The 18,750-nt window shown below is 61.7% G+C and carries 17 protein-coding genes and 1 other RNA gene; 8 read left to right on the top strand and 10 right to left on the bottom strand.

What is annotated here, in order from left to right; genetic code table 11:
• Positions 1-11: 11 nt before the first annotated feature.
• Positions 12-1,190, bottom strand: coding sequence for a class I SAM-dependent RNA methyltransferase (locus ACNKU3_RS11865; RefSeq protein ID WP_418259682.1), 1,179 nt, complete (start codon positions 1,188-1,190; stop codon positions 12-14).
• 378 nt (positions 1,191-1,568) lie between these two features.
• Here ACNKU3_RS11865 and ACNKU3_RS11860 point away from each other — a divergent pair, with 378 nt between their 5' ends.
• The 5 genes from ACNKU3_RS11860 to ACNKU3_RS11840 all read left to right on the top strand — a co-directional run bounded on the left by ACNKU3_RS11860 (position 1,569) and on the right by ACNKU3_RS11840 (position 6,971).
• Positions 1,569-2,456, top strand: coding sequence for a hypothetical protein (locus ACNKU3_RS11860; RefSeq protein ID WP_418259681.1), 888 nt, complete (start codon positions 1,569-1,571; stop codon positions 2,454-2,456).
• A gap of 57 nt (positions 2,457-2,513) precedes the next feature.
• A complete protein-coding gene (locus tag ACNKU3_RS11855; RefSeq protein ID WP_418259680.1) occupies positions 2,514-2,756 on the top strand; it encodes a phosphopantetheine-binding protein in 243 nt (80 codons plus the stop codon).
• 88 nt (positions 2,757-2,844) lie between these two features.
• On the top strand, positions 2,845-4,326 hold the full coding sequence (locus tag ACNKU3_RS11850) for a class I adenylate-forming enzyme family protein (protein WP_418259679.1): 1,482 nt from the start codon (positions 2,845-2,847) through the stop codon (positions 4,324-4,326).
• A gap of 36 nt (positions 4,327-4,362) precedes the next feature.
• Positions 4,363-5,406, top strand: a complete 1,044-nt coding sequence (locus ACNKU3_RS11845) for a hypothetical protein (RefSeq protein WP_418259678.1) — start codon at positions 4,363-4,365, stop codon at positions 5,404-5,406.
• Between the two features lie 179 nt (positions 5,407-5,585).
• Positions 5,586-6,971 carry an MFS transporter gene (locus ACNKU3_RS11840; protein WP_418259677.1) on the top strand — a complete coding sequence of 462 codons (1,386 nt, stop codon included), beginning with the start codon at positions 5,586-5,588 and terminating at the stop codon, positions 6,969-6,971.
• Between the two features lie 66 nt (positions 6,972-7,037).
• On the opposite strand, the gene ssrA is transcribed toward ACNKU3_RS11840, so the two are convergent.
• Positions 7,038-7,429: a transfer-messenger RNA gene (gene ssrA, locus ACNKU3_RS11835) on the bottom strand.
• Between the two features lie 100 nt (positions 7,430-7,529).
• Positions 7,530-8,822: a hypothetical protein gene (locus ACNKU3_RS11830; RefSeq protein ID WP_418259676.1), complete on the bottom strand. Its 1,293-nt coding sequence runs from the start codon at positions 8,820-8,822 to the stop codon at positions 7,530-7,532.
• A 101-nt stretch (positions 8,823-8,923) separates the two neighbouring features.
• On the opposite strand from ACNKU3_RS11830, the gene ACNKU3_RS11825 reads away from it, so the two are divergent.
• Complete coding sequence (locus tag ACNKU3_RS11825) at positions 8,924-9,559, top strand: TetR/AcrR family transcriptional regulator (RefSeq protein ID WP_418259675.1); 636 nt, start codon at positions 8,924-8,926, stop codon at positions 9,557-9,559.
• 41 nt (positions 9,560-9,600) lie between these two features.
• Here the strand turns inward: ACNKU3_RS11825 and ACNKU3_RS11820 are convergent, their stop codons facing one another.
• Genes ACNKU3_RS11820 through rsxA form a run of 7 tightly spaced genes read right to left on the bottom strand, consistent with a single transcriptional unit; the run spans position 9,601 to position 14,878 of the window.
• Positions 9,601-9,864: an RnfH family protein gene (locus ACNKU3_RS11820; RefSeq protein ID WP_418259674.1), complete on the bottom strand. Its 264-nt coding sequence runs from the start codon at positions 9,862-9,864 to the stop codon at positions 9,601-9,603.
• An 11-nt stretch (positions 9,865-9,875) separates the two neighbouring features.
• Positions 9,876-10,553 carry an electron transport complex subunit E gene (locus ACNKU3_RS11815; RefSeq protein WP_418259673.1) on the bottom strand — a complete coding sequence of 226 codons (678 nt, stop codon included), beginning with the start codon at positions 10,551-10,553 and terminating at the stop codon, positions 9,876-9,878.
• A complete protein-coding gene (locus tag ACNKU3_RS11810) occupies positions 10,550-11,212 on the bottom strand; it encodes an RnfABCDGE type electron transport complex subunit G (RefSeq protein ID WP_418259672.1) in 663 nt (220 codons plus the stop codon). Before ACNKU3_RS11810 ends, ACNKU3_RS11815 begins: the two co-directional genes overlap by 4 nt.
• Before the next feature lies 1 nt (position 11,213).
• On the bottom strand, positions 11,214-12,299 hold the full coding sequence (locus ACNKU3_RS11805; RefSeq protein ID WP_418259671.1) for an RnfABCDGE type electron transport complex subunit D: 1,086 nt from the start codon (positions 12,297-12,299) through the stop codon (positions 11,214-11,216).
• Entirely contained in the window at positions 12,296-13,765 is a 1,470-nt protein-coding gene (gene rsxC, locus ACNKU3_RS11800) for an electron transport complex subunit RsxC (RefSeq protein WP_418259670.1), read from the bottom strand. The genes ACNKU3_RS11805 and rsxC overlap by 4 nt, the downstream gene beginning before the upstream one ends.
• Position 13,766: 1 nt before the next feature.
• Positions 13,767-14,294: an RnfABCDGE type electron transport complex subunit B gene (locus ACNKU3_RS11795; RefSeq protein ID WP_418259669.1), complete on the bottom strand. Its 528-nt coding sequence runs from the start codon at positions 14,292-14,294 to the stop codon at positions 13,767-13,769.
• Between the two features lie 11 nt (positions 14,295-14,305).
• Positions 14,306-14,878 carry an electron transport complex subunit RsxA gene (gene rsxA / locus ACNKU3_RS11790; protein ID WP_418259996.1) on the bottom strand — a complete coding sequence of 191 codons (573 nt, stop codon included), beginning with the start codon at positions 14,876-14,878 and terminating at the stop codon, positions 14,306-14,308.
• Positions 14,879-15,323: 445 nt separating this feature from the next.
• Between rsxA and nifL the strand changes: the two genes are divergently transcribed.
• Positions 15,324-16,937: a nitrogen fixation negative regulator NifL gene (gene nifL / locus ACNKU3_RS11785; RefSeq protein ID WP_418259668.1), complete on the top strand. Its 1,614-nt coding sequence runs from the start codon at positions 15,324-15,326 to the stop codon at positions 16,935-16,937.
• A gap of 47 nt (positions 16,938-16,984) precedes the next feature.
• On the top strand, positions 16,985-18,532 hold the full coding sequence (gene nifA, locus ACNKU3_RS11780) for a nif-specific transcriptional activator NifA (RefSeq protein ID WP_418259667.1): 1,548 nt from the start codon (positions 16,985-16,987) through the stop codon (positions 18,530-18,532).
• Positions 18,533-18,750: the final 218 nt, after the last annotated feature.

Raw genomic sequence — 18,750 nt, 5'->3', positions numbered from 1 at the left:
CACTGGCACCGTCACCGGCTGAGATGCACCAGGCACTCGATATGCGGTGTATGGGGAAACTGGTCCAGCGGTTGCACTGAAACTACATCGAATCCGTGCTGCTGGAAGTACGCCACATCCCGCACCAGCGTCGCGAGGTCACAGGAAATGTAGGCTACCGTATGCAGCCGGGATTTTTTCGGCAAAAGGCCGCGGGTGACTTTCAGGCCATCGCGGGGTGGATCCAGGACCAGCGCTTCGAAGCTACCGACGGAGGGCGACAGTTGCTCGAAGGCGTTTTCGGCGAACAGGTTGACGCGCCTGGCGCTGACCCCCGGCAAGTTCCGCTGTTGCAGCATATCCACCGCCGCATCATCGCCCTCCAGGGCCAGCACGCGGGCACCCGCCGCCGACAGGACCTGCGTGAAGTTGCCGGTCCCACAGTACAGTTCGAGTACCTCCTGACCGGCAAAGTCGCTGGCCAATGCAGCCAGCCAGTCGCGCATGCGTTGATTTTGCGCATCGTTGGCCTGGCGGAAGGGGCGCCGGGCATTGACGCTCACCGACTCCAGTTGCACCTCTTCGTCGATATCCAGGGTGGTCCATTCGCCGCCCCGGCGCGGGCGCCAGGCGGGGTTCGGTAGTTGCGCGCGCAATTGCTGCAACAGCTGGCGATTGTGTGCGCTGAGTACCGGGCAGTCCTCTACCGGGGCGATCCTGCGACTGCCTGCGGCGACGAAACCCAGTGCCTTGCCATCGCTTTTCAACTGCGCCCGGTTGCGATACCCGAGGGTTTCCGGTGTGGCCCAGATCGGGGCAACGCACCCCGCAGTCCCGAGGCGCTCGAAGGCCTGCTCCACGCGGCTCTGCTTGCAGGCGAGTTGCGCCGGATAGTTGACGAACATCCAGGGGCAGGCGCCGCAAGCCGGTGCGGGATCAGAAGGGGTGGCGAAACCGTGATGCCGACAGGGTGGGGGGCGTCGCGCGGGACTTGCGTCGAGCAGTTCGACGATCTCTCCCTGCCAGGCCCTGCCGCGGGCTCCGGTAACCCGGATGAGGGCACGTTCCTCCAGCCACAGGCCGGGCACGAAGACCACCGGGCCATCGGGGTGGGGCACCACAGCGCGCCCGTCACTGGCGATGTCGCGCACGCTGCCCTCAAAGGTATGTCCGGGCGCCGAACTGGTATGCCCGGGCTTCCGCTGTTTCATGGTTTGTCTGGTCCTTCTGCACCGGGCTGGAACTATAGCGGGCTTCCGGGTAATTGGCTCGACTTCGCGAGCTGAAACGTTGAAAAAATACGCCGCCGGACGTTTCTGAACCGCGCTATTGTGCTAGCCTTTGTGTAGTTACCAGGAAGTAACTATGGCAACCTCGGCAAGCACAGCATGGACGCCCGAGGGTATGAGCGACCTGACCCCTGCGCATGTTTTGTATCGGCGCCAATATAGGGGTTTAAACGACAAAACCTCCAGTCGAAGCCAAATCCAAAGTATTAGTTGAAAGCGAATTGTCTATCAATTTGACCTACAGGGCGATGTCAATCAGTCGCCTGCTTTACAAGGATAGCCAGGGTAGGCCAGTGCCGTATGAATTCAACAGTACATGCAGGATCAGATTTTCTCAGCATCGATGAATGCTGGCTGGACACTCGCCCTGCACAGACTTATCTGGCTGCGTTTAATCGCTTGCTGCCTGAACTATCTTCGCTTCCTGAAGTAACTGACTCGCTGCTCGGGCGAGGGGTTCAACCTCAAGCCCTGAATTCGGCTATACGCTCTGATCTTGGGCGATTGGCCCACGCCATGACACTGCTGGTCGACTGCGATCACGTAGAACTGCTATCGAATATCCTCCCATCCCATTTGTTAAGTCAGGTAGTAGACATTGACTATTGCCTGGGGCATGTTGGGCGCGAAGTGATTTGCCCGCTCGATCCCCTGCTTCAAGCGTGGCATAGCGTTTGTGAATATTTTGATTTCCAAAAATATCAGCCAACTACGCCTGCTACGAGGCTGCCGGACGACCTGATTTTTCCGTCAGTGCAAGTTGTCAAGGCAATACAGCGTGAGGACCCCAGCGTTGAGGCGGTTACTATCGCAAAAACTTTTGTCCGTTCAAACCAGAAAAACAAACGTCTCGCTCTTGAGCTGTTCTATGTTGGAAATCGAGATGGCACGGGAGCACAAAACTTTGAGGGCATGCAGAAAAGACTAAGCGCCATATGTTATGTACCCTCGCGTTCAACTCCTCCAGACCTGCCGATATGCCACCTTGCATTGCAGTTATTCGATAGATCGGTATTGGAAATGTTGCATAAAATGGGGCAGCAGGACAGATCCGGGCTGGTGAGAACGTACGGAGAAGAAATTTCTATTAATCCCGGGGATGGTTCGCACAATACCAAGTTCGCCGTACGCAGGCAGCAAGAGCCCTCCAGTCCAATTACTGTGTTGGAATTTGTGTACTTTGAGTGAAATTTAACTGCACAAAGTGCGCAATCGGTGGGTAATCCTTTCGAATATTGGAAGATAATGGATATTGTCGAAGTTCGTAAAACTGTGGCACAGATCATTCTGGATGCGTCTGAAAACTCGATCCGCCCATCCAGCTATGATGAGGAGTTGCACATGGATTCCCTGGTGCTGCTGGAGCTTCTCATCGCATTGGAGAAACGTTTTGGGGTAGTAGTCGACGAATCAGACCCGGAACTGTTGGAAAAATTCAATTCAGTGAACCAGATTGCCAGATTCGTCCTGAACACAGAGGCAGGCTGATCAAACCCGGGAATTCCGCTCTTGGAGGGGGCGGTTCCTGCTGGTGTTGTCCAGTCAGTAATAGTTCGGGGGACGCGAGATAGAATAAATGCTCTATGAAATGATACGTGACTCGGCGACACATAATCCCGAAGGCCTGGCTCTGGAAACCATGGATAGCAGCTTGAGCTTTCGCGACTTGCTCGGCGCTATCGATGCATTTTCGTCGCAACTGGGTGTAAAAGGCCTAATGATGGGAACACCCGTTATGCTCCTCTTACCCAACGGTCCGGAATTTGTGGTAGCAGTGTTTGCAATCGCAAAGTTGGGAGGAGTCTGTGTGCCAGCCAACCCTGCCTTCAAGTCCAGCGAACTATCGCAATACGCGCTATCCAGCGAAGCCAGGTTAGTTATAACCACGCCGCATCTCGCGCAAAAGCATGCGGAGCTGTTCAAAGAAATTGATCCCGGCTGCCAATTTGTGACCCAGGTACCTACGGCACCCGATCCTTCATTGAAATCTGCTACTGCAAGGCGACCGATATCAGGCGACTTTCTGTTCCAATTTACATCCGGGACAGCAGGCCAGTCAAAATCGGTTATACGCTCGCAGGAAGAACTGGCTGCCGAGGCTGCCAACTACTCAGGAACCCTGCGTTTGACTCTCTCCGACAAAGTACTCGGCGTGGTACCGCTCTCCCATTCCTATGGTTTTGGAAATTGCCTTCTTGTTGCCATGTATAGTGGCGCGACATTGGTTCTACTCGAATCGTTCAATCGCCAGCAGGTTACGCTGGCATTGACAAAAAAGGGCGTCACGATTTTTCCTGGCGTACCGTTCATGTTTGCAATGCTTGCTGAGTCGATTTCAGTCGATTCGATGGGTCTGCCCGGTCTCAGACTCGCGTATTCTGCTGGCGCCCCACTGGAGAAGACAATCTTCGACAATTTTCTGGAAAAGTTTAATACGCCCATCCGCCAGCACTATGGTTCCACTGAAACGGGGCCGGTTGCAATTGACGCATCAGACGCCGCAATAAGTCCTGTCGCCTCGGTTGGCAGGCCTGTCGACAATGTAGTAATAAGAATCATGGATGAGAAAACCCGAAAGGAAGTCGAGAATGGTGAAACCGGCGAGATCGTAATTTCTAGCGCGACCATGGTTTCTGGCTATAGTCAGGATTCCGATTCCAGTAGAGATTGCTTTACCAAGGAGGGGTTCTGGTCTGGCGATTTGGGGCGGATGGACGAAAACGGGAACCTGTTTATTACAGGGCGAAAAAAGTTGTTTATCAACGCTGGTGCCAACAAGATCAACCCTTGCGAAATTGAGGACGTTATATCGGCTCATCCAAAAGTTGTCGAGAGCGTCGTGCTGGGAGTGCAAGGGGCTTATGGCAACGAAATTATCAAAGCCGTGATCGTGGGCGCATCGGATCTTACTGCCGAGGAAATCAGGCGATGGTGCAAGGAAAGGTTGGCCGACTTTAAAGTGCCCAGGAAAATCGAATTCAGAGACGAAATTCCCAGAAGCCCCCTGGGGAAAATACTGCGTAAGGAAATGCTGAATACAGAGGAGAGCGGCGGTTGAAGCCACGATGCGTCTTGTTTGGCGGGATAAGGTGAAGTGACCATACGTTTCTGCTCATTGTCAGAAGAAAATCTGCCGGCTGTAGCCCGGCTTCTACTGCCTTCATGGCAACGTAATTGGGATCCGGATTTAACAGAAGGAATTTTTCGTTGGCGCTTTCTGCAGAGAAAGGAAGGCGAATCCATACTTGCGATGGATGGTGAAAACTGTGTTGCGATGATTGACTCGTGGTGTCGCCAGTATGTGGTAGACGGTGAGATGCTTCGGGTTCGTGAGCTTTGTGACTGGTTTAGTCTGCCAGAATATCGCGGTATCGGGCTGCAACCCATACGTATGATGATGAAGAGAAATGAACCAATCATATCTATCGGTGGTTCTCCAGCAACTCAGGCAATTCTTCCCCGTCTTGGGTGGTCCTCCCTGGCCCCGGCAAGTGACTACACCATGCCGCTAACAACAGGCATGATCCTCGAAAGAGTTTTGAAGCATAAAGAATTTCCCGGCAAGGCGCAGTGTATAAGATATGCACACAAAATCCGTTTGCCGCTGAGTCGGCCAAGAGTCGTCGATCCACCACGAGGGTGTGCAAGCACCATTCATTTCAAGCCTGGAGTTTCCAGGGTGGCCGTAGTGCCTCCTGCGCAGGAGTACGCACTGATAAGGGCGATTGAAACCCCGGAGCTCGATTGGCTATATTCCGCACCACCAGAGATGGGTGAATTCCAGCTGCAGGAATACACAGTCGACGATAAAGTCGTGGGTTTTTCAATCAGCCGGCTATACCAAAGCAGAGGGATACTAAAGTCAAACATACTGCACTTGCAGACATCCAGCGCGTCAGTCGAACTTCTCCGATGGATGCTCGGAGAAACAGCTCTAGTCTTGAAAAGCAAAGGTGCATGCAGCGTGTCTTGCCGAACCACATGTACTCATATGGCGAATGCTTTGCGTCAATTGGGCTTTATCAAGCGCCTCGAGCATCCCACGTCCTGGTGGTCATCGGACCAAAAAGCGCCTGGTGGTCCGATATTCCTTTCGCGCTTTCGTGCGGATGATTCAATTCACCCCTACCCTGAATGAGTTGGGTAACCAGAGATATGGGCAGGGCTGTGATCCACTGAGCGGGCGAGTTTTGGCATTATTGTCATTCCCCGGGGCTGTCCATAGACCGCCGTCTGCCTTGTGTCCGATGATTGTCCCTTTTCCGGCAGCTACCCACACCTGGCTGGGGCATTGCCGGTTTACCCGGGTAGAGGACATTGGCGGAACAAGTCGTTACACGGCGCAACTCCTGGCTGCGCGAGACCCTGGCGCTATCGCGCCGGGAGGCAGTCGCCAGTGCGGTCATGACCGGGATCAGCGACAACTACCTGTCGGCGCTGGCCATCCACCTGCGCGCCAGCCTCGCCCAGATGGGCTGGCTGAGCGCCGCTCCGCAACTGGCCGGGGCGATCTTCCAGCTGTTGTCGGTCTGGCTGTGTCCCTGGTTCTCTCGCCAGTACGCCATCGTCGCCGGCGCTGCCATACAGGCGCTGGCGGTGCTGGGCATGGCGCTGGTTGCGCTGCTGCATCCGCCGCAGGCGGTGAGCTGGCTGATCGCACTGGCCGTGGTCTACCACGCCTGCCTGAATTTCATGCAGCCCCAGTGGCGCAGCTGGTTGGGCGGCCTGGTGCCGGCGCGGCGCCGCGGCGCATTTTTCGCCGGTCGTACCCGCCTGACCATGTTGACCTCCTCCGCTGTGTTCTTCGCCGGTGGCGGCGCACTCGGTCTGTTCCAGCGTGCCGAGCTGGCCTGGCTGGGTTTCGGGCTGCTGTTCCTGCCCGCGGCGGCTGGTCGTGGCCTCTCCACCTGGTTCCTGCACCGGATGCACGATCCGGAACCCTATGCCGCCGCGGCGCGAACCTCCCTGGGTGGTACCCTGCGCCGGGTTGGCGCCGCCTTTCACGATCGCGCCTTTCGCGAGTACAGCCTGTTCTTCGCCGCGGTGCAGGGCGCCGTGGCACTCTCCGGACCATTTTTCGCGGTCTATATGTTGCGCGAGTTGGAGTTCACTTACTGGCAGTTCACCGCCAGCACCGGCGCCGCCATTCTCACCCAGTTTTTCACGCTGTCGGCCTGGGGTTACGCCTGCGACCACCTGGGTAACCGCTTCGCGATGCTGTTGAGCAGCATCCTGATCCCCATCGTGCCGGCCCTGTGGCTGGTCTCGCCCGACTTCCACTACATCCTGTTCGTGCAGGTCATGTCGGGCATCGCCTGGGGCGGCTTCACCCTGAGCACCGCCAATTACCTCTACGACCTGCGCCCACCGGGCACCGACTTCGCGGGTTACGCCGCAGTTCAGTCAGCTCTCAGCGCGCTGGGGGTGTTCCTGGGAGCGTTGGCGGGGGGGTACCTTTCCTCCGCCCTGCCGCAACTGGCGGCACTGTTGCCCGCCGGCTGGCAACCGGAATACCCCATTGTGGGATTGTTCGCGCTCTCTGCGCTGTTGCGGCTGGGGATTATCGCCTGGTTCATTCCTCGCTCGCGGGAGCTGCGGGTGCGACAGCGGCCGAGCCTGCTGAAAGTCATATACCGGGTTTCGCGGTTTACACCCGGGGCCGGGGTGGTGCTGGACTGGTTGACGGTAGTGAGGAAGAAATAGGCTGTCAGCTGCCTGCCGCTGATCCAACAAAAAAGGGCCGCTTACGCGACCCTTTCCTGTTGGATTTGGTGGAGGCGGCGGGAGTTGAACCCGCGTCCGCCAGTCCTCTGCCATCGGCTCTACATGCTTAGATTCCGTTTATTGCTTTAACCGCACACAGCCCAACGGGCAGGACGTGATTGGCGATCCCTGTAATTGTTTAGCAACGCGGCCCAGGGCGAGCTCTGCTGCGATCCAGTTCTGTATGACAGTCGTACAACGCGGGGCTGGCACCTTGTTGAAGACCGCTAGAGCCGAAGCTACTAGATGGTGCTTTTATGACTGCTTACGCAGCCAGTTGGGCACCGTAGTTGTCGTCGTTGGCAACTATTAAGTTACAGCTTTGGATTTACGTGATTGGCTGTCATCACGGCATGCACCTCAGGGTTTGTAACCGTCGTCGAATCCAAATCGCCCCCGAAAGAACGCGCGAGTATATCGCAACCCGCCACGGAAAACAGATTCATTTTCCGCACCGATGGTAGGACCACAATTGTCCGGACAAGTTCCCGAAGACGCTCAGAGCTGGAGGAAAGCCACATAGCCGCGCTCGGGCCCGGTTTGTGGCTGGTGGTTGCCGGTGACGAAGATGCCGCCCGGGGCCAGCGCCGCCCCCTGCACCTGGGAGCTCTGGCCGAAGGTCCGCTCCATACGCGCGGTTTCGCTGCCGTCGGCGGCCAGTACCCGGATCGCCAGGGACCAGGGCCAGGCGCCGTCGGATTCATCGCCCAGGACGATCCGCCGGTTGCCGTCCACCAGTAGCCTGCGCGCCCAGTCCAGGCGCCCGGTGCCGAACTGGTCGATGCGCTGCAACTGGCCGGTTGCCGGGTCGGCCTGCAGCAGGAAGTAGTCGCCGCCGCCCAGCGCGGACTCCCCGAGGGTCAGGTAGGTGGTGCCCAGCACCAGCAGGTTGCCGTTTGCGTCCAGGGCCATGTCGCTGATGGCATCGTAGGGCATGGGGCTGATCGGCTGGGACCAGTACAGGGCACCGGTCGCGGTGCGCGCCTGCAGGTGGATGCCGGCATTGCCGCCGCCACCGACGTTCAGGCCCAGCAGGGCGGTGTAGTCGTAGGCCAGCGCGGCGCCATATATGTCGCCCGTGTCGGTGTTCGCGTTGGCGATCCAGTCCATGACGAATCCGCTGGCCTGCTCCGTAATGCCGGCGATCCAGGGGTCCTCCCAGCGCTCCACGAAATTGGTCGGCACATAGACCTCGTCGTTGCCGACCAGCAGTTGCTCGCCGCTGGGCAGCACCAGCCGGCGCAGCGGAACGTTCGGGCGTGCGTTACCGAGCTGGGACAGGCTGTTGGTCCGGCCTTCGAGGTCGAGGCTGCCGATCACGACATCTTTTTTGCCCTGGCTGGTTTGTCCCTCGAGAGTCCCCGAAACGAAGCCGGTGAACAGCAGTTGCTCGCCGTCGCGCTCCAGGGTGAGGATGGCGTCGCTCCCCGAGGTGTCCACGAGGCGCTCCCAGCGGACCTGCACACCCGAACTGGACAGGGTCAGGCGCCGGACAAAGCCGTGGCTGTCGCCCTCCACCTGTCCGGCGCGTGTGGAACCCTCGTAGCCGGCAATCACCACGTTGCAGTCATCGAGCACCACCAGGGCGCTGACGGCGCTGTGGCCGGTACCGCTTCCCACTACGGTCAGTTCGGGCCAGCTGCCGCAGCCGTCAACGATGCCGCCATCGCCATCTCCGCCACTGCCGCCTCCACAACCCGCTGCCAGCCCCGTGGTGACGGCAAGTACTCCGCAATACAAGGCCCGGCGAGCCTGCTTCCAGCCGCCGGATACCGGATACCACCTGTGCATGGGAATCTCCTATTTAATGTCCCATAGAGTGCCGCTAATATTAGACATCAAATGCGCAATCCCTGATACCCTTTTCGGGGTAGCACAGGTGGACCAGATCGATGACGAAAAAGACGCCCCAGCAGCCCGACAAGCCGACCCGAGCCTACGACAACCGCAAGCGGGAACGCCGCGCGGAACAGACCCGGCGGCGGATTCTGGAGGCGCTGGCGGCGCAGCTGGCAAGCAACAATACCCCGGACTTTTCCCTTGAGCAGGCGGCGGCGGATGCCGGTGTATCCCGGCGCACGGTGTTCCGGCATTTCCCGGACCGGGAAAGCATGCTCGCCGCGCTGGCCGAACTGGTGTGGGAGACCACGGGTACCGTGGCGATTCCCCGGACCCCGGAGGAATTCGTCTCAGCCCTGCAGGCCAGCTACCGCATGTTCGACAACAACGCCGGCCTGATGCAGGCCCTGTTGCTTTCGGAACTCGGCAGGGGAGTGCGCTCGCGCATGCGCGAGAAGCGGCTGAGCGGCAACGCCGCTGCACTGGATGTCGCCATGGCAGCGCTGCCCGGGAAAGAAGGGGAGGCGGTCAAGGCGGTGCTCGGGCACCTCATATCCGCGGAATCCTGGTGGCAGCTGCGCTCTACCTTCGGCGTGCAGGAGCCGGAAGCCTCGGCGGCGGTGAGCTGGGTGGTGCGCCTGGTACTCGATGCACTGCATCGGGGTGAAACGCCGGCAATGGAAAGCTGACTCACGTCTGCCGGTGAGTGTTGCCCAGCCGCCGGTGGGCCTCAATCATCATCGTCGTCGTCATCTTCATCCAGCACCCGGGTGATGCGCCGGTAGATTTCCACCCGGTCGCCCTCCTTCAGCGCTTGCTTGAGGGTGGTGAACTTGCCGAAAATCCCGATCTTCATGGTCCGGGTGTCGATCTCCGGCATTTTCTCCAGCAGGCCGCAGCGCTGGATGGCCTCTTCCACGGTCGCTTCGCTGTCGACGTCCACGTCCACCCAGGCCTGGTTGTGGCTGCCGGCATAGACCACGCTGACTTTCATCGCAAATCCTCCTATACCGTCGGCATGACCAGGTCGCTGCGCGGCTTGCGCGCCTGCAGGCGGCGGTCGACCAGCCGCTTGGTGGCGATCAGCAGGCCCAGCGCCATGAACGCCCCCGGCGGCAGCACCGAGAGCAGGATGCCGGAAAAGTTGGGAATGATGGTGACTTCCAGCCAGGCAAAGCCGTCGCCCAGCAGCAGCGAGGCGTTGGCGAACAGGGTGCCGCTGCCGAGAATCTCGCGCATGCCACCGACCGCCACCAGTACCCAGGTAAAACCCAGGCCCATGGACAGGGCGTCCGCCGCGGCCAGGCGCACGCCGTTGCGCAGGGCAAAGCTCTCCGCGCGACCGAAGATGGCGCAGTTGGTGACGATCAGCGCAATGAACAGGCCGAGTACCTTGTACAGCGGGTGCATCCAGGCGTTGATGACCATATCGACGAGGGTCACCACCGTGGCAATGAGTACGATCAGCACCGGTATTCTCACCTGCGGGGTGATAATGCCGCGCAGGCTGGCGATGATCACGTTGGTCAGCACCAGCACGGCGACCGAGGCCAGGCCCATGCCCAGGCCGTTGGTGGCCGAGGTGGTGACCGCCAGCAGCGGGCACAGCGCCAGCATCTGGCCCATGGCCACGTTGTTGTTCCACATGCCGTCGTTGAAGATCTGCCGGTACTGCGAACTCATTTCTTGCCCTCCTCCGTGGTTTGCGCCCTGGCCGCCTGCTTCAGCTGCTGTTGCCGCCACGCGTCCAGTTCCTGCAGGGAGGCGTGCACACCCCTGACCACCGCGCGGGGGGTGATGGTGGCGCCGGTAAACTGGTCGAACTCGCCGCCGTCCTTGCGTACAGCCCAGTCCTGCCCCGGTGTGTTGGCCAGCGATTTGCCGGTAAAGCCCTCAATCCAGTCGTCCTTCTGCACTTCGATCTTGTCCGCCAGCCCCGGGGTTTCCCGGTGGCTGAGCACCCGGACCCCGGTAAGGGTCCCGCTGCCGTCGATCGCGGCGATAAACTGGATATCCCCGCCCCAGCCGTAGATCGAGCTCTGCAGGGCCGCGCCGGCGAATTGCCCTTTCAGGCTGGCGGTGTAGATGGTCAGCGGCGCGGTGAAGGGCGCGTGGAGCGGCGCAGTCTGCACCTCGCTGAGGGGTTCGTTGTCGTACAGCGAACTCGGCAGCACCTCGGCCAGGGTGGCGCGTTTTTCCTGCTCCAGGTGATCGGCGATGCGGGCGCTGGTTTCCATATTGCCGAGAATCAGCAGCACGCTGACCAGGCAGCAGATGCCGCCCAGCAGCCCCGCGTGGTAGGCCATGCGGTTGCGGTAACTGGGTACGGATGGGGTCGCCATCTCAGCGCGCCTTGCCGGCGCCGCCGGGTGGGCTGACCGGGCGACCGCGCACGGTGCGCCCGTAGGCCCGGGGTTTGCAGTAGCGATCCAGCAGCGGGGTGAGCGAGTTCATGAACAGCACGGCAAAGCCGAGCCCCTCCGGAAATCCGCCCCAGCTGCGAATCGCGAACATGACCAGGCCGCAGCCCATGCCGAACAGCAGTTTGCCCATGTTGGACGAGGGCGAGGTCACGTAGTCGGTGGCGATAAAGAATGCGCCGAGCATAATGCCGCCGCTGGTCAGGTGTACCAGCGGGCTGGCGTAGTGCGCCGGGTCGGCCTGGTTGAACGCTGCGGCAACGATGGCGACCGTTGCCAGCATGGCCACCGGGATATGCCAGCTGACGATGCGCAGGGCGAGCAGCCACAGGCCGCCGATCAACACGAGGAATTCCGAGGTCTCCGCCAGGCTGCCCCCGGTGTTGCCGATAGCGGCTTCCAGCGCGGAGTAGCCGCCCAGGGTCAGGGTGGCGACGCTACCGGCGGTCTGCGCAGTTTTCAGTTCGCCGAGGATGGTCGGTCCGGTCACGCCATCGGCAATGCCGCTGCCCTGGAAAATGATGCCGAGGGCGGTGGCCAGGTCCGGGTGGTCAAACTGGCCCGGTTGCACCCAGGTGGTCATCTGCACGGGGAAGGAGACCAGCAGGGCGACCCGGGCGAGCATCGCCGGGTTGAAGATGTTCTGGCCGAGGCCACCGTAGAGGTGCTTGCCCACCGCAATGGCGAAGGCGGCCCCCCCCGCGCCGATCCACCAGGGGGCCCAGGGCGGCAGGGTCATGGCCAGCAGCCAGCCGGTGAGCAGGGCGGAGCCATCCGCCGCGCGTGCGAGCGACCGGCCCTGCAGGGCGAGGCAGAGCATTTCGCAGAGCACCGCTGCGCCGCAGGTGACCAGCCAGAGAATGGCCGCGGGCCAGCCGAAGAGGTGGAAACCAAACAGGGTCGCCGGCACCAGGGCGAGGCAGACGTGCAGCATGATCCGCTCGATGCTCGCCCTGTCGTGGGTATGCGGCGCTGCCCGCGCTACGGTTGGGTTGATAATGCTGTTCACGGCTCACCGGCCTCGCTGCTGGCCGGCCGCGGCGCACGTTTTTTCTTCGCCGCTTTGGCCGCGCGCTTTTCCTCCGCCTCGCGTTCCATGCGCGCGTTGCGTGCGGCGGTCAGTTCCTGGGTGTAGGCGAGCTTTTTGGCATCCTGGCGGCGCTGCCGCAGTTCGCCCTTGGCGTACTCGAAATAGTTCACCAGGGGGATGTGTGAGGGGCAGACGTAGGCGCAGGTGCCGCAGAGGATGCAGTCGCGCAGGCCGTACTCCCCGGCTGCGTCGAAATTGTTCTGGCGGGAAAACTTCGCCATCTCCAGCGGGACCAGGCCCATGGGGCAGGCATCGACACAGCGACTGCAGCGGATGCAGGGTGAGGGCAAGCGGGTGTTGACCTCGCGGCTGGTCAGCGCGAGGACCCCCGAGGTGCCTTTCATGATCGGTACACTGGTGGAGGGCAGTTCCTGGCCCATCATCGGCCCGCCCATCACCAGCCGGGCGGGCTTGCCGGTAAGGCCGCCGCAGTGGTCCAGCACATGCTGGATGGGCGTGCCGAACAGGGCCTCGACATTGTAGGGGCTGGCGACGCAGCCTCCGGCGATAGTGACGACGCGGGAAATCAGCGGCCGCCCGTAGCGCAGGGCCTGCTGGATGGCGTAGGCGGTGGCGACATTGTGGACCAGGATGCCGAGGTCGTTGCTGCGGCCGCCGGCGGGTACCTCCAGCCCGGTCAGCGCCTGGATCAACTGCTTGGCGGAGCCCATCGGGTACATGGCCGGCACCGGGCGTACCTCGACCTTGCCGAAGGGCGCCGCGGCCTCGCGCATGGCGGCGATGGCCTCGGGCTTGTTGTCCTCGATGCCGATGATCACCTGGTAGCATTCGACGATGTGCTGGATCAGGCGCGCGCCCTCGACGATTTCCGCCGCGCGCTCGCGCATCAGGCGGTCGTCGGTGGTGAGATAGGGTTCGCACTCGCCGCCGTTGATGATGAGCGTTTTGATCTCGTAGCGGCGTCCCTGGCGCAGTTTTATCGCGGAGGGGAAGACCGCCCCCCCCAGGCCGACAATCCCCGCTCGCTCGACTTCGTCGGAAAGTTCGTCGGGGCTGCGCTGGAAGGGGTCGCTCTCGCCCCGGGTTTCACACCAGCGCTCCTCGCCATCGGGTTCGAGAATAATTGCCCGCGATGCCAGTCCCGAGGGGTGCGGTGCCAGGCAGTCCTCGACTCCGGCGATGGTGCCGGAGGTCGGCGCGTGCAGGTGGGTGGACAGGCCGACGCCGGACAGCGCGATGCACTGGCCCTTGGCCACTTTTTCCCCGGCCTGCACGATGGGCATGGCGCTGGCGCCAGCCTGCTGGAACAGCGGCAGCACCAGGCGCTCCGGCAGGGGCAGCGCGGTCCGGATCGCGCGGCCGCAGGTCGCCTCCTTGTGTCCGGAGGGGTGGACGCCGCCGCGAATAGGGGATAGGCCGAACATCTCAGGCCACCAGCGGTTTTGGCCAGTGCCAGTTGTTGAGGTCCGGCTGTTCCGCATCCAGGTGGATGCAGTCCTCGGGGCAGGCGTCCTTGCACTTGCCGCAGCCGGTACAGGCGCTGCGGATCACCGCGTGAATCTGCTTGTTGGCGCCGACGATAGCGTCGGTCGGGCAGGCCTTGAAGCAGCGGGTACAGCCGGTGCACAGGCTCTCCTCGATACTGGCCAGCAGCGGCGCACTGGTTTCCCCGAGAGAGTTGATATCAATCCCCAGCATGTCCGCCAGGGTCTCGGCGAGGGCGCGCCCGCCGGGCGGGCAGCAGGTGATCTCGGCGCTGCCGTCGGCCATCGCCTCGGCGGCCGGTTTGCAACCCGGGAAGCCGCACTGGCCGCACTGGCTGCCGGGCAGCAGGGCCTCAATCTGTTCCACCAGCGGGTTTTCCTCGGCCACGCTGAACAGCTTCGCCGCTATCGCGAGGCCCCCGCCCAGTGAAAATCCGAGAACAGTCAGTACCAGAGTCGCCGTAAACATCGATCAGTCCCTCACAACATACCGCCAAAGCCCATGAACACCAGCGACAGGATGCCCGCGGTCACCAGTGCGACCGGGGTGCCCGCAAAAGCCTCCGGCACATCCGCCAGCGTCAGCCGCTCCCGCACGCCGGCGAAAATCACCATCACCAGGGAGAAGCCCAGGGCGCAGCCCAGTCCGTAGACCACGCTCTGCCCGAAGCTGTGTTGTTCGTTCACGTTGAGCAGGGCGACACCCAGCACCGCGCAATTGGTGGTGATCAGCGGCAGGAAAATGCCCAGCGCCTTGTGCAGCACGGGGCTGAACTTGCGCATCGCCAGTTCGGTGAACTGGACGATGGCGGCGATCACCAGGATGAAGGAGAGGATGCGCAGGAAGCCGATATTCAGCGGACCCAGCACCAGGTTCTCCAGAACCCAGCCGCAGGCCGCGGAAAGCGTCAGCACGAAGGCGGTGGCAATGCCCATGCCCACCGCGGAACTCAACTTGTTGGATACCCCCATGAGCGGGCACAGCCCGAGGAACTTCGCCAGGACGATGTTGTTCACCAGGATCGTGCTGCCAAGTAATGTGAGGTACTCCATGGAAGTCGCCTGTCCCATCAGTGGATATCCAGGTCCGGACCAGCGCCGGTTTGTCGCAAGTCGAACCCGCCTGGGAGGGGAATTGCATTAACTGTGCCATGGGGAATTCCCCGGCAATTGATTGATCCTGATCAAGCAAACCGCAGGTCGCGGCTGTGTAACCGGTGCGATGGGGGTATATTTTGTAGCAAATACGACAATCCGGAATCCGGGTAAAAAATTTCCTTGTCGGGTTTGCGACACGGTTTCGCCGGATATGTCGGATTTCCACGGTGGATGTCGATATTCATCCACGGCACGGGTTTTGCAGAACCCCGGAGAGACCGGGCACGCGGTACAGGACCGGAAATCCGCAGGCCGCCCAGGCCTGACCGACAACCGCCACATGCCAATAGCGGCGACACCCGCCCGAGGGCGGCATGTCGGCCTGTCAACGAGGACTACCATGTCGAAGTTCAACCAGAATAACCCGATCGACGCGGATTCGCGGGTCTCGGTCGCCGCGGATCCCGCCCAGGGCAGTGTGCTGGCCGAGGCGGGAATCCCGCTGGACAGCGAACCGCTGTCTCCCGAGGTCTTCCTGCAGGCCGTGGAGCACTGCCCGGTGGCGATCTCCATCACCGACCTGAAGGCCAATATCATTTATGCCAACCGGGTGTTTACCCAGGTCACCGGCTACGCCCGCAACGAGGTGGTCGGCAAGAACGAGTCGATCCTGTCCAACCACACCACCCCGCGGCTGGTCTACCAGGCCCTCTGGGGCCGCCTCGCCCAGCAGCGTCCCTGGACCGGCATGCTGGTCAACCGGCGCAAGGACGGCAGCCTTTACCTGGCGGAACTGACTGTCGCCCCGGTCATCAACGAGGAGGGCAAGTCGGTTTATTACCTCGGCATGCACCGCGACGGCACCGAGGTGCACGAGCTGCAGCAGCGGGTCTTCAACCAGAAGTTGATGATCGAGTCGGTGGTCAACGCGGTGCCGGCGGCGATGGTGCTGATCGACAGTGCCGGGGGTATCGAGCTCTCCAACCCCAGTTTCGGACACATGGCGGCGGACCTCGCGCCCGATGGCAGCAAGCCGGGACTGCTCAGGTTACTGGCCGACCAGCTGGAGGGCGACTTCGAACGCCTGAAGAGCGAGCAGCGCAATTTCAACAGCCGCGAAATAACCATGGACCGGGGTGACGGCGCACCGCGGCGCTTTTCCTGTTTCGGCACCACCATCGATATCACCGAAGAGAGCCCGAACGGCTTCTTCCAGCGCGAGGTTGGACACTACCTCCTGTTGATGATCACCGACATCACCGAGCTGCGCCGCCACCAGGAGCAGATGCACCTGAACACCCTGAAGTCGCTGATGGCCGAGGAGGACCTCGTCCAGGGCATGCGCGAGACGGTCAACGGCGCCATCCACCAGCTGGAGGGGCCGGTCAACCTGATCGAGGCCGCTGTCCACACACTGCGTCGCCGGGCCGCTGAAAACGGTCGTGACGACCTGGTGCTGTCGGCGGCTGAAGAGGCCCTGGAGGCGGGCCGCAGGGCCCTGGATAACCTGATGGATTCGCTGCCGCCGCCGGTCTCGGAGAGCAAGCAGCCGGTCAATATCAACCAGTTGATCCGCGAGGTGCTGGCGCTGGCGACCGATGAGCTGCTGGCCCAGGGGGTGGTCATCGCCTGGCAGCCCTCGATGCACCTGCCCTCGCTGGTCGGCCAGGAGCGGCGTCTGCGCAGCATGCTCAAGCAGCTGGTGCAGAACGCGGTGGAGGCGCTGGGCACCCGCGGCGTCCGCGAGCGCAATCTCACCATCTCCACCCGGGGTGAGAAAGAATTCATCGAGGTGGAAATCACCGACAGCGGCCCGGGCATTCCCGAAGAACAGCTGCTGAAAGTGTTCCAGCCCTTTTTCAGCACCAAGAAGACCCGCCACGGTTTTCGCGGTATGGGGCTGCCCATGGTGCAGGAGATCGTCGCGGACCACGCGGGCACCGTGTTCATCGATCCGGACTATCACGAAGGTTGCCGCGTCGTCGTGCAACTGCCAATGCTTCGAGCGGGATAACGGGGCGAGTTATGGGACCAACCAGTGTTGCCAGGAGCGGGTCAGTCGTGAACAGCCGCGCGGAGCTTGTCGAAGTTCTGTTTAGCGCGCTGTGCCGGATTTCCCACGTGCTCTGCCAGGTCACCAATATCGAGGATTCCATGAGCGAGGTGCTGGGTATCCTGCACAACGACACGGGGCTCATGCACGGCATCATCACCCTTTCGGACACCGAGCACAGCAAGCTGCAGGTCGGCGCGGTGTACTGCGAGTCGGAGTCGGTGCGCAAGGCCTCCAGCGGTATCCGTTACCAGTCCGGCGAGGGAATTGTCGGCCGCATCCTGCAGCACAACCAGCCGATCGTGCTGGGGCGAATTTCCTCCGAGCCGCGTTTCCTCGACAAGCTGGCCCTCTACGACCTGGAGCTGCCCTTCATCGGCGTGCCGATACGCGACAACGACGGTTCCGCCATCGGCGTACTGGCGGCCCAGCCCGACGTGCCCGCCGACGATTACCTGCCTGAGCGCACCACGTTCATGAAAGCCGTCGGCGACCTGCTGGCGCAGACCGCGCGCCTGCTGGTCAACGTGGAGCGCGGCCAGTCCCTGGCCAGCGAGCGCGACGAGCTGCGTCGGGAAGTGCGCGGCAAGTACGGCTTCGAGAACATGGTGGTGGGCAACACCGACGCCATGCGCCGGGTGTTCGACCAGGTGCGCCGGGTCGCCAAGTGGGACAGCACCGTGCTGGTACTGGGCGAATCGGGTACTGGCAAGGAGTTGATCGCCAGCGCCATTCACTACAATTCGCCGCGGGCGCACAAGCGTTTCGTCAAACTCAACTGCGCCTCGGTGCCGGAAACCCTGCTTGAATCGGAACTGTTTGGCCACGAGAAGGGCGCCTTCACCAGCGCGGTGAAACAGCGCAAGGGTCGCTTCGAACAGGCCGACGGCGGCACCCTGTTCCTCGACGAGATCGGGGAAATTTCCCCGATGTTCCAGGCCAAGCTGCTGCGGGTACTGCAGGAGCGCGAGTTCGAGCGGGTCGGCGGGGCCCAGACCATCAAGGTGGACGTGCGCATCGTCGCGGCGACCAACCGCAACCTCGAGGAAGAAGTGGAAAAAGGCAACTTCCGCGAGGATCTCTACTACCGCCTGAACGTCATGGCCCTCAACCTGCCGCCCCTGCGTGATCGCCTCTCGGACATTCCCGAGCTCGCCCACTTCCTGATCGACAAGATCGCCAGGGAACAGGGCAGGGAGCTGCGGCTCACCGACGGCGCGATCCGCCAGCTGGTCGGCCACGACTGGCCGGGCAACGTGCGCGAGCTGGAGAACTGCCTGGAACGGGCCGCTATCATGAGCGAGGCGGACATCATCGACACCGACGTCATCTCAGTCAACGGGAGCGCGCCGAGCGTCGCCCCGCCGTCCTTCGCCAGCGCGCTGGTGCCGAGCGTCGATCCCAACGATCCCGACCTGGACGAGCGCGAACGCCTGATCGCGGCGCTGGAACAGGCCGGCTGGGTGCAGGCCAAGGCCGCGCGCCTGCTCGGCATGACGCCGCGGCAGATCGCCTATCGTATCCAGACCATGAAGATCAACGTGCGCAAGATCTGACACGGCCCGGTGTCGCCACCGCCCGGGGTCAGAGTCACGACTCTGACCCCATTCCGGAGTGCCCCCAACCCCCCGCACGGACCGGGGTCAGAGTCGTGACTCTGACCCCATTCCGGAGTGCCCTCGATCCCTGTCACCTAAAACACAATTGGTCGCAAATCCATTGTTCCAAACCGTACAAACACCCTGCCTGAGAGACTAATAATCCAATAAAAACA

Origin of the sequence: Haliea sp. E17 (assembly GCF_048323675.1) — a bacterium.
GTDB lineage: Bacteria > Pseudomonadota > Gammaproteobacteria > Pseudomonadales > Halieaceae > Mangrovimicrobium.
The sequence above is the reverse complement of the archived record's forward strand: the minus strand, read 5'-3'. Positions and strand labels throughout refer to the sequence as shown.

Excerpts from the sequence above, each read along its gene's own strand:
- ACNKU3_RS11865 (WP_418259682.1), bottom strand. The coding sequence starts at position 1,190 with ATGAAACAGCGGAAGCCCGGGCATACCAGTTCGGCGCCCGGACATACC.
- rsxA (WP_418259996.1), bottom strand. The coding sequence starts at position 14,878 with ATGGAGTACCTCACATTACTTGGCAGCACGATCCTGGTGAACAACATC.
- ACNKU3_RS11795 (WP_418259669.1), bottom strand. The coding sequence starts at position 14,294 with ATGTTTACGGCGACTCTGGTACTGACTGTTCTCGGATTTTCACTGGGC.
- ACNKU3_RS11810 (WP_418259672.1), bottom strand. The coding sequence starts at position 11,212 with ATGGCGACCCCATCCGTACCCAGTTACCGCAACCGCATGGCCTACCAC.
- ACNKU3_RS11830 (WP_418259676.1), bottom strand. The coding sequence starts at position 8,822 with ATGCACAGGTGGTATCCGGTATCCGGCGGCTGGAAGCAGGCTCGCCGG.
- ACNKU3_RS11850 (WP_418259679.1), top strand. The coding sequence starts at position 2,845 with ATGCTCTATGAAATGATACGTGACTCGGCGACACATAATCCCGAAGGC.
- ACNKU3_RS11815 (WP_418259673.1), bottom strand. The coding sequence starts at position 10,553 with ATGAGTTCGCAGTACCGGCAGATCTTCAACGACGGCATGTGGAACAAC.
- ACNKU3_RS11820 (WP_418259674.1), bottom strand. The coding sequence starts at position 9,864 with ATGAAAGTCAGCGTGGTCTATGCCGGCAGCCACAACCAGGCCTGGGTG.
- ACNKU3_RS11860 (WP_418259681.1), top strand. The coding sequence starts at position 1,569 with ATGAATTCAACAGTACATGCAGGATCAGATTTTCTCAGCATCGATGAA.
- ACNKU3_RS11855 (WP_418259680.1), top strand. The coding sequence starts at position 2,514 with ATGGATATTGTCGAAGTTCGTAAAACTGTGGCACAGATCATTCTGGAT.
- nifL (WP_418259668.1), top strand. The coding sequence starts at position 15,324 with ATGTCGAAGTTCAACCAGAATAACCCGATCGACGCGGATTCGCGGGTC.
- ACNKU3_RS11825 (WP_418259675.1), top strand. The coding sequence starts at position 8,924 with ATGACGAAAAAGACGCCCCAGCAGCCCGACAAGCCGACCCGAGCCTAC.
- rsxC (WP_418259670.1), bottom strand. The coding sequence starts at position 13,765 with ATGTTCGGCCTATCCCCTATTCGCGGCGGCGTCCACCCCTCCGGACAC.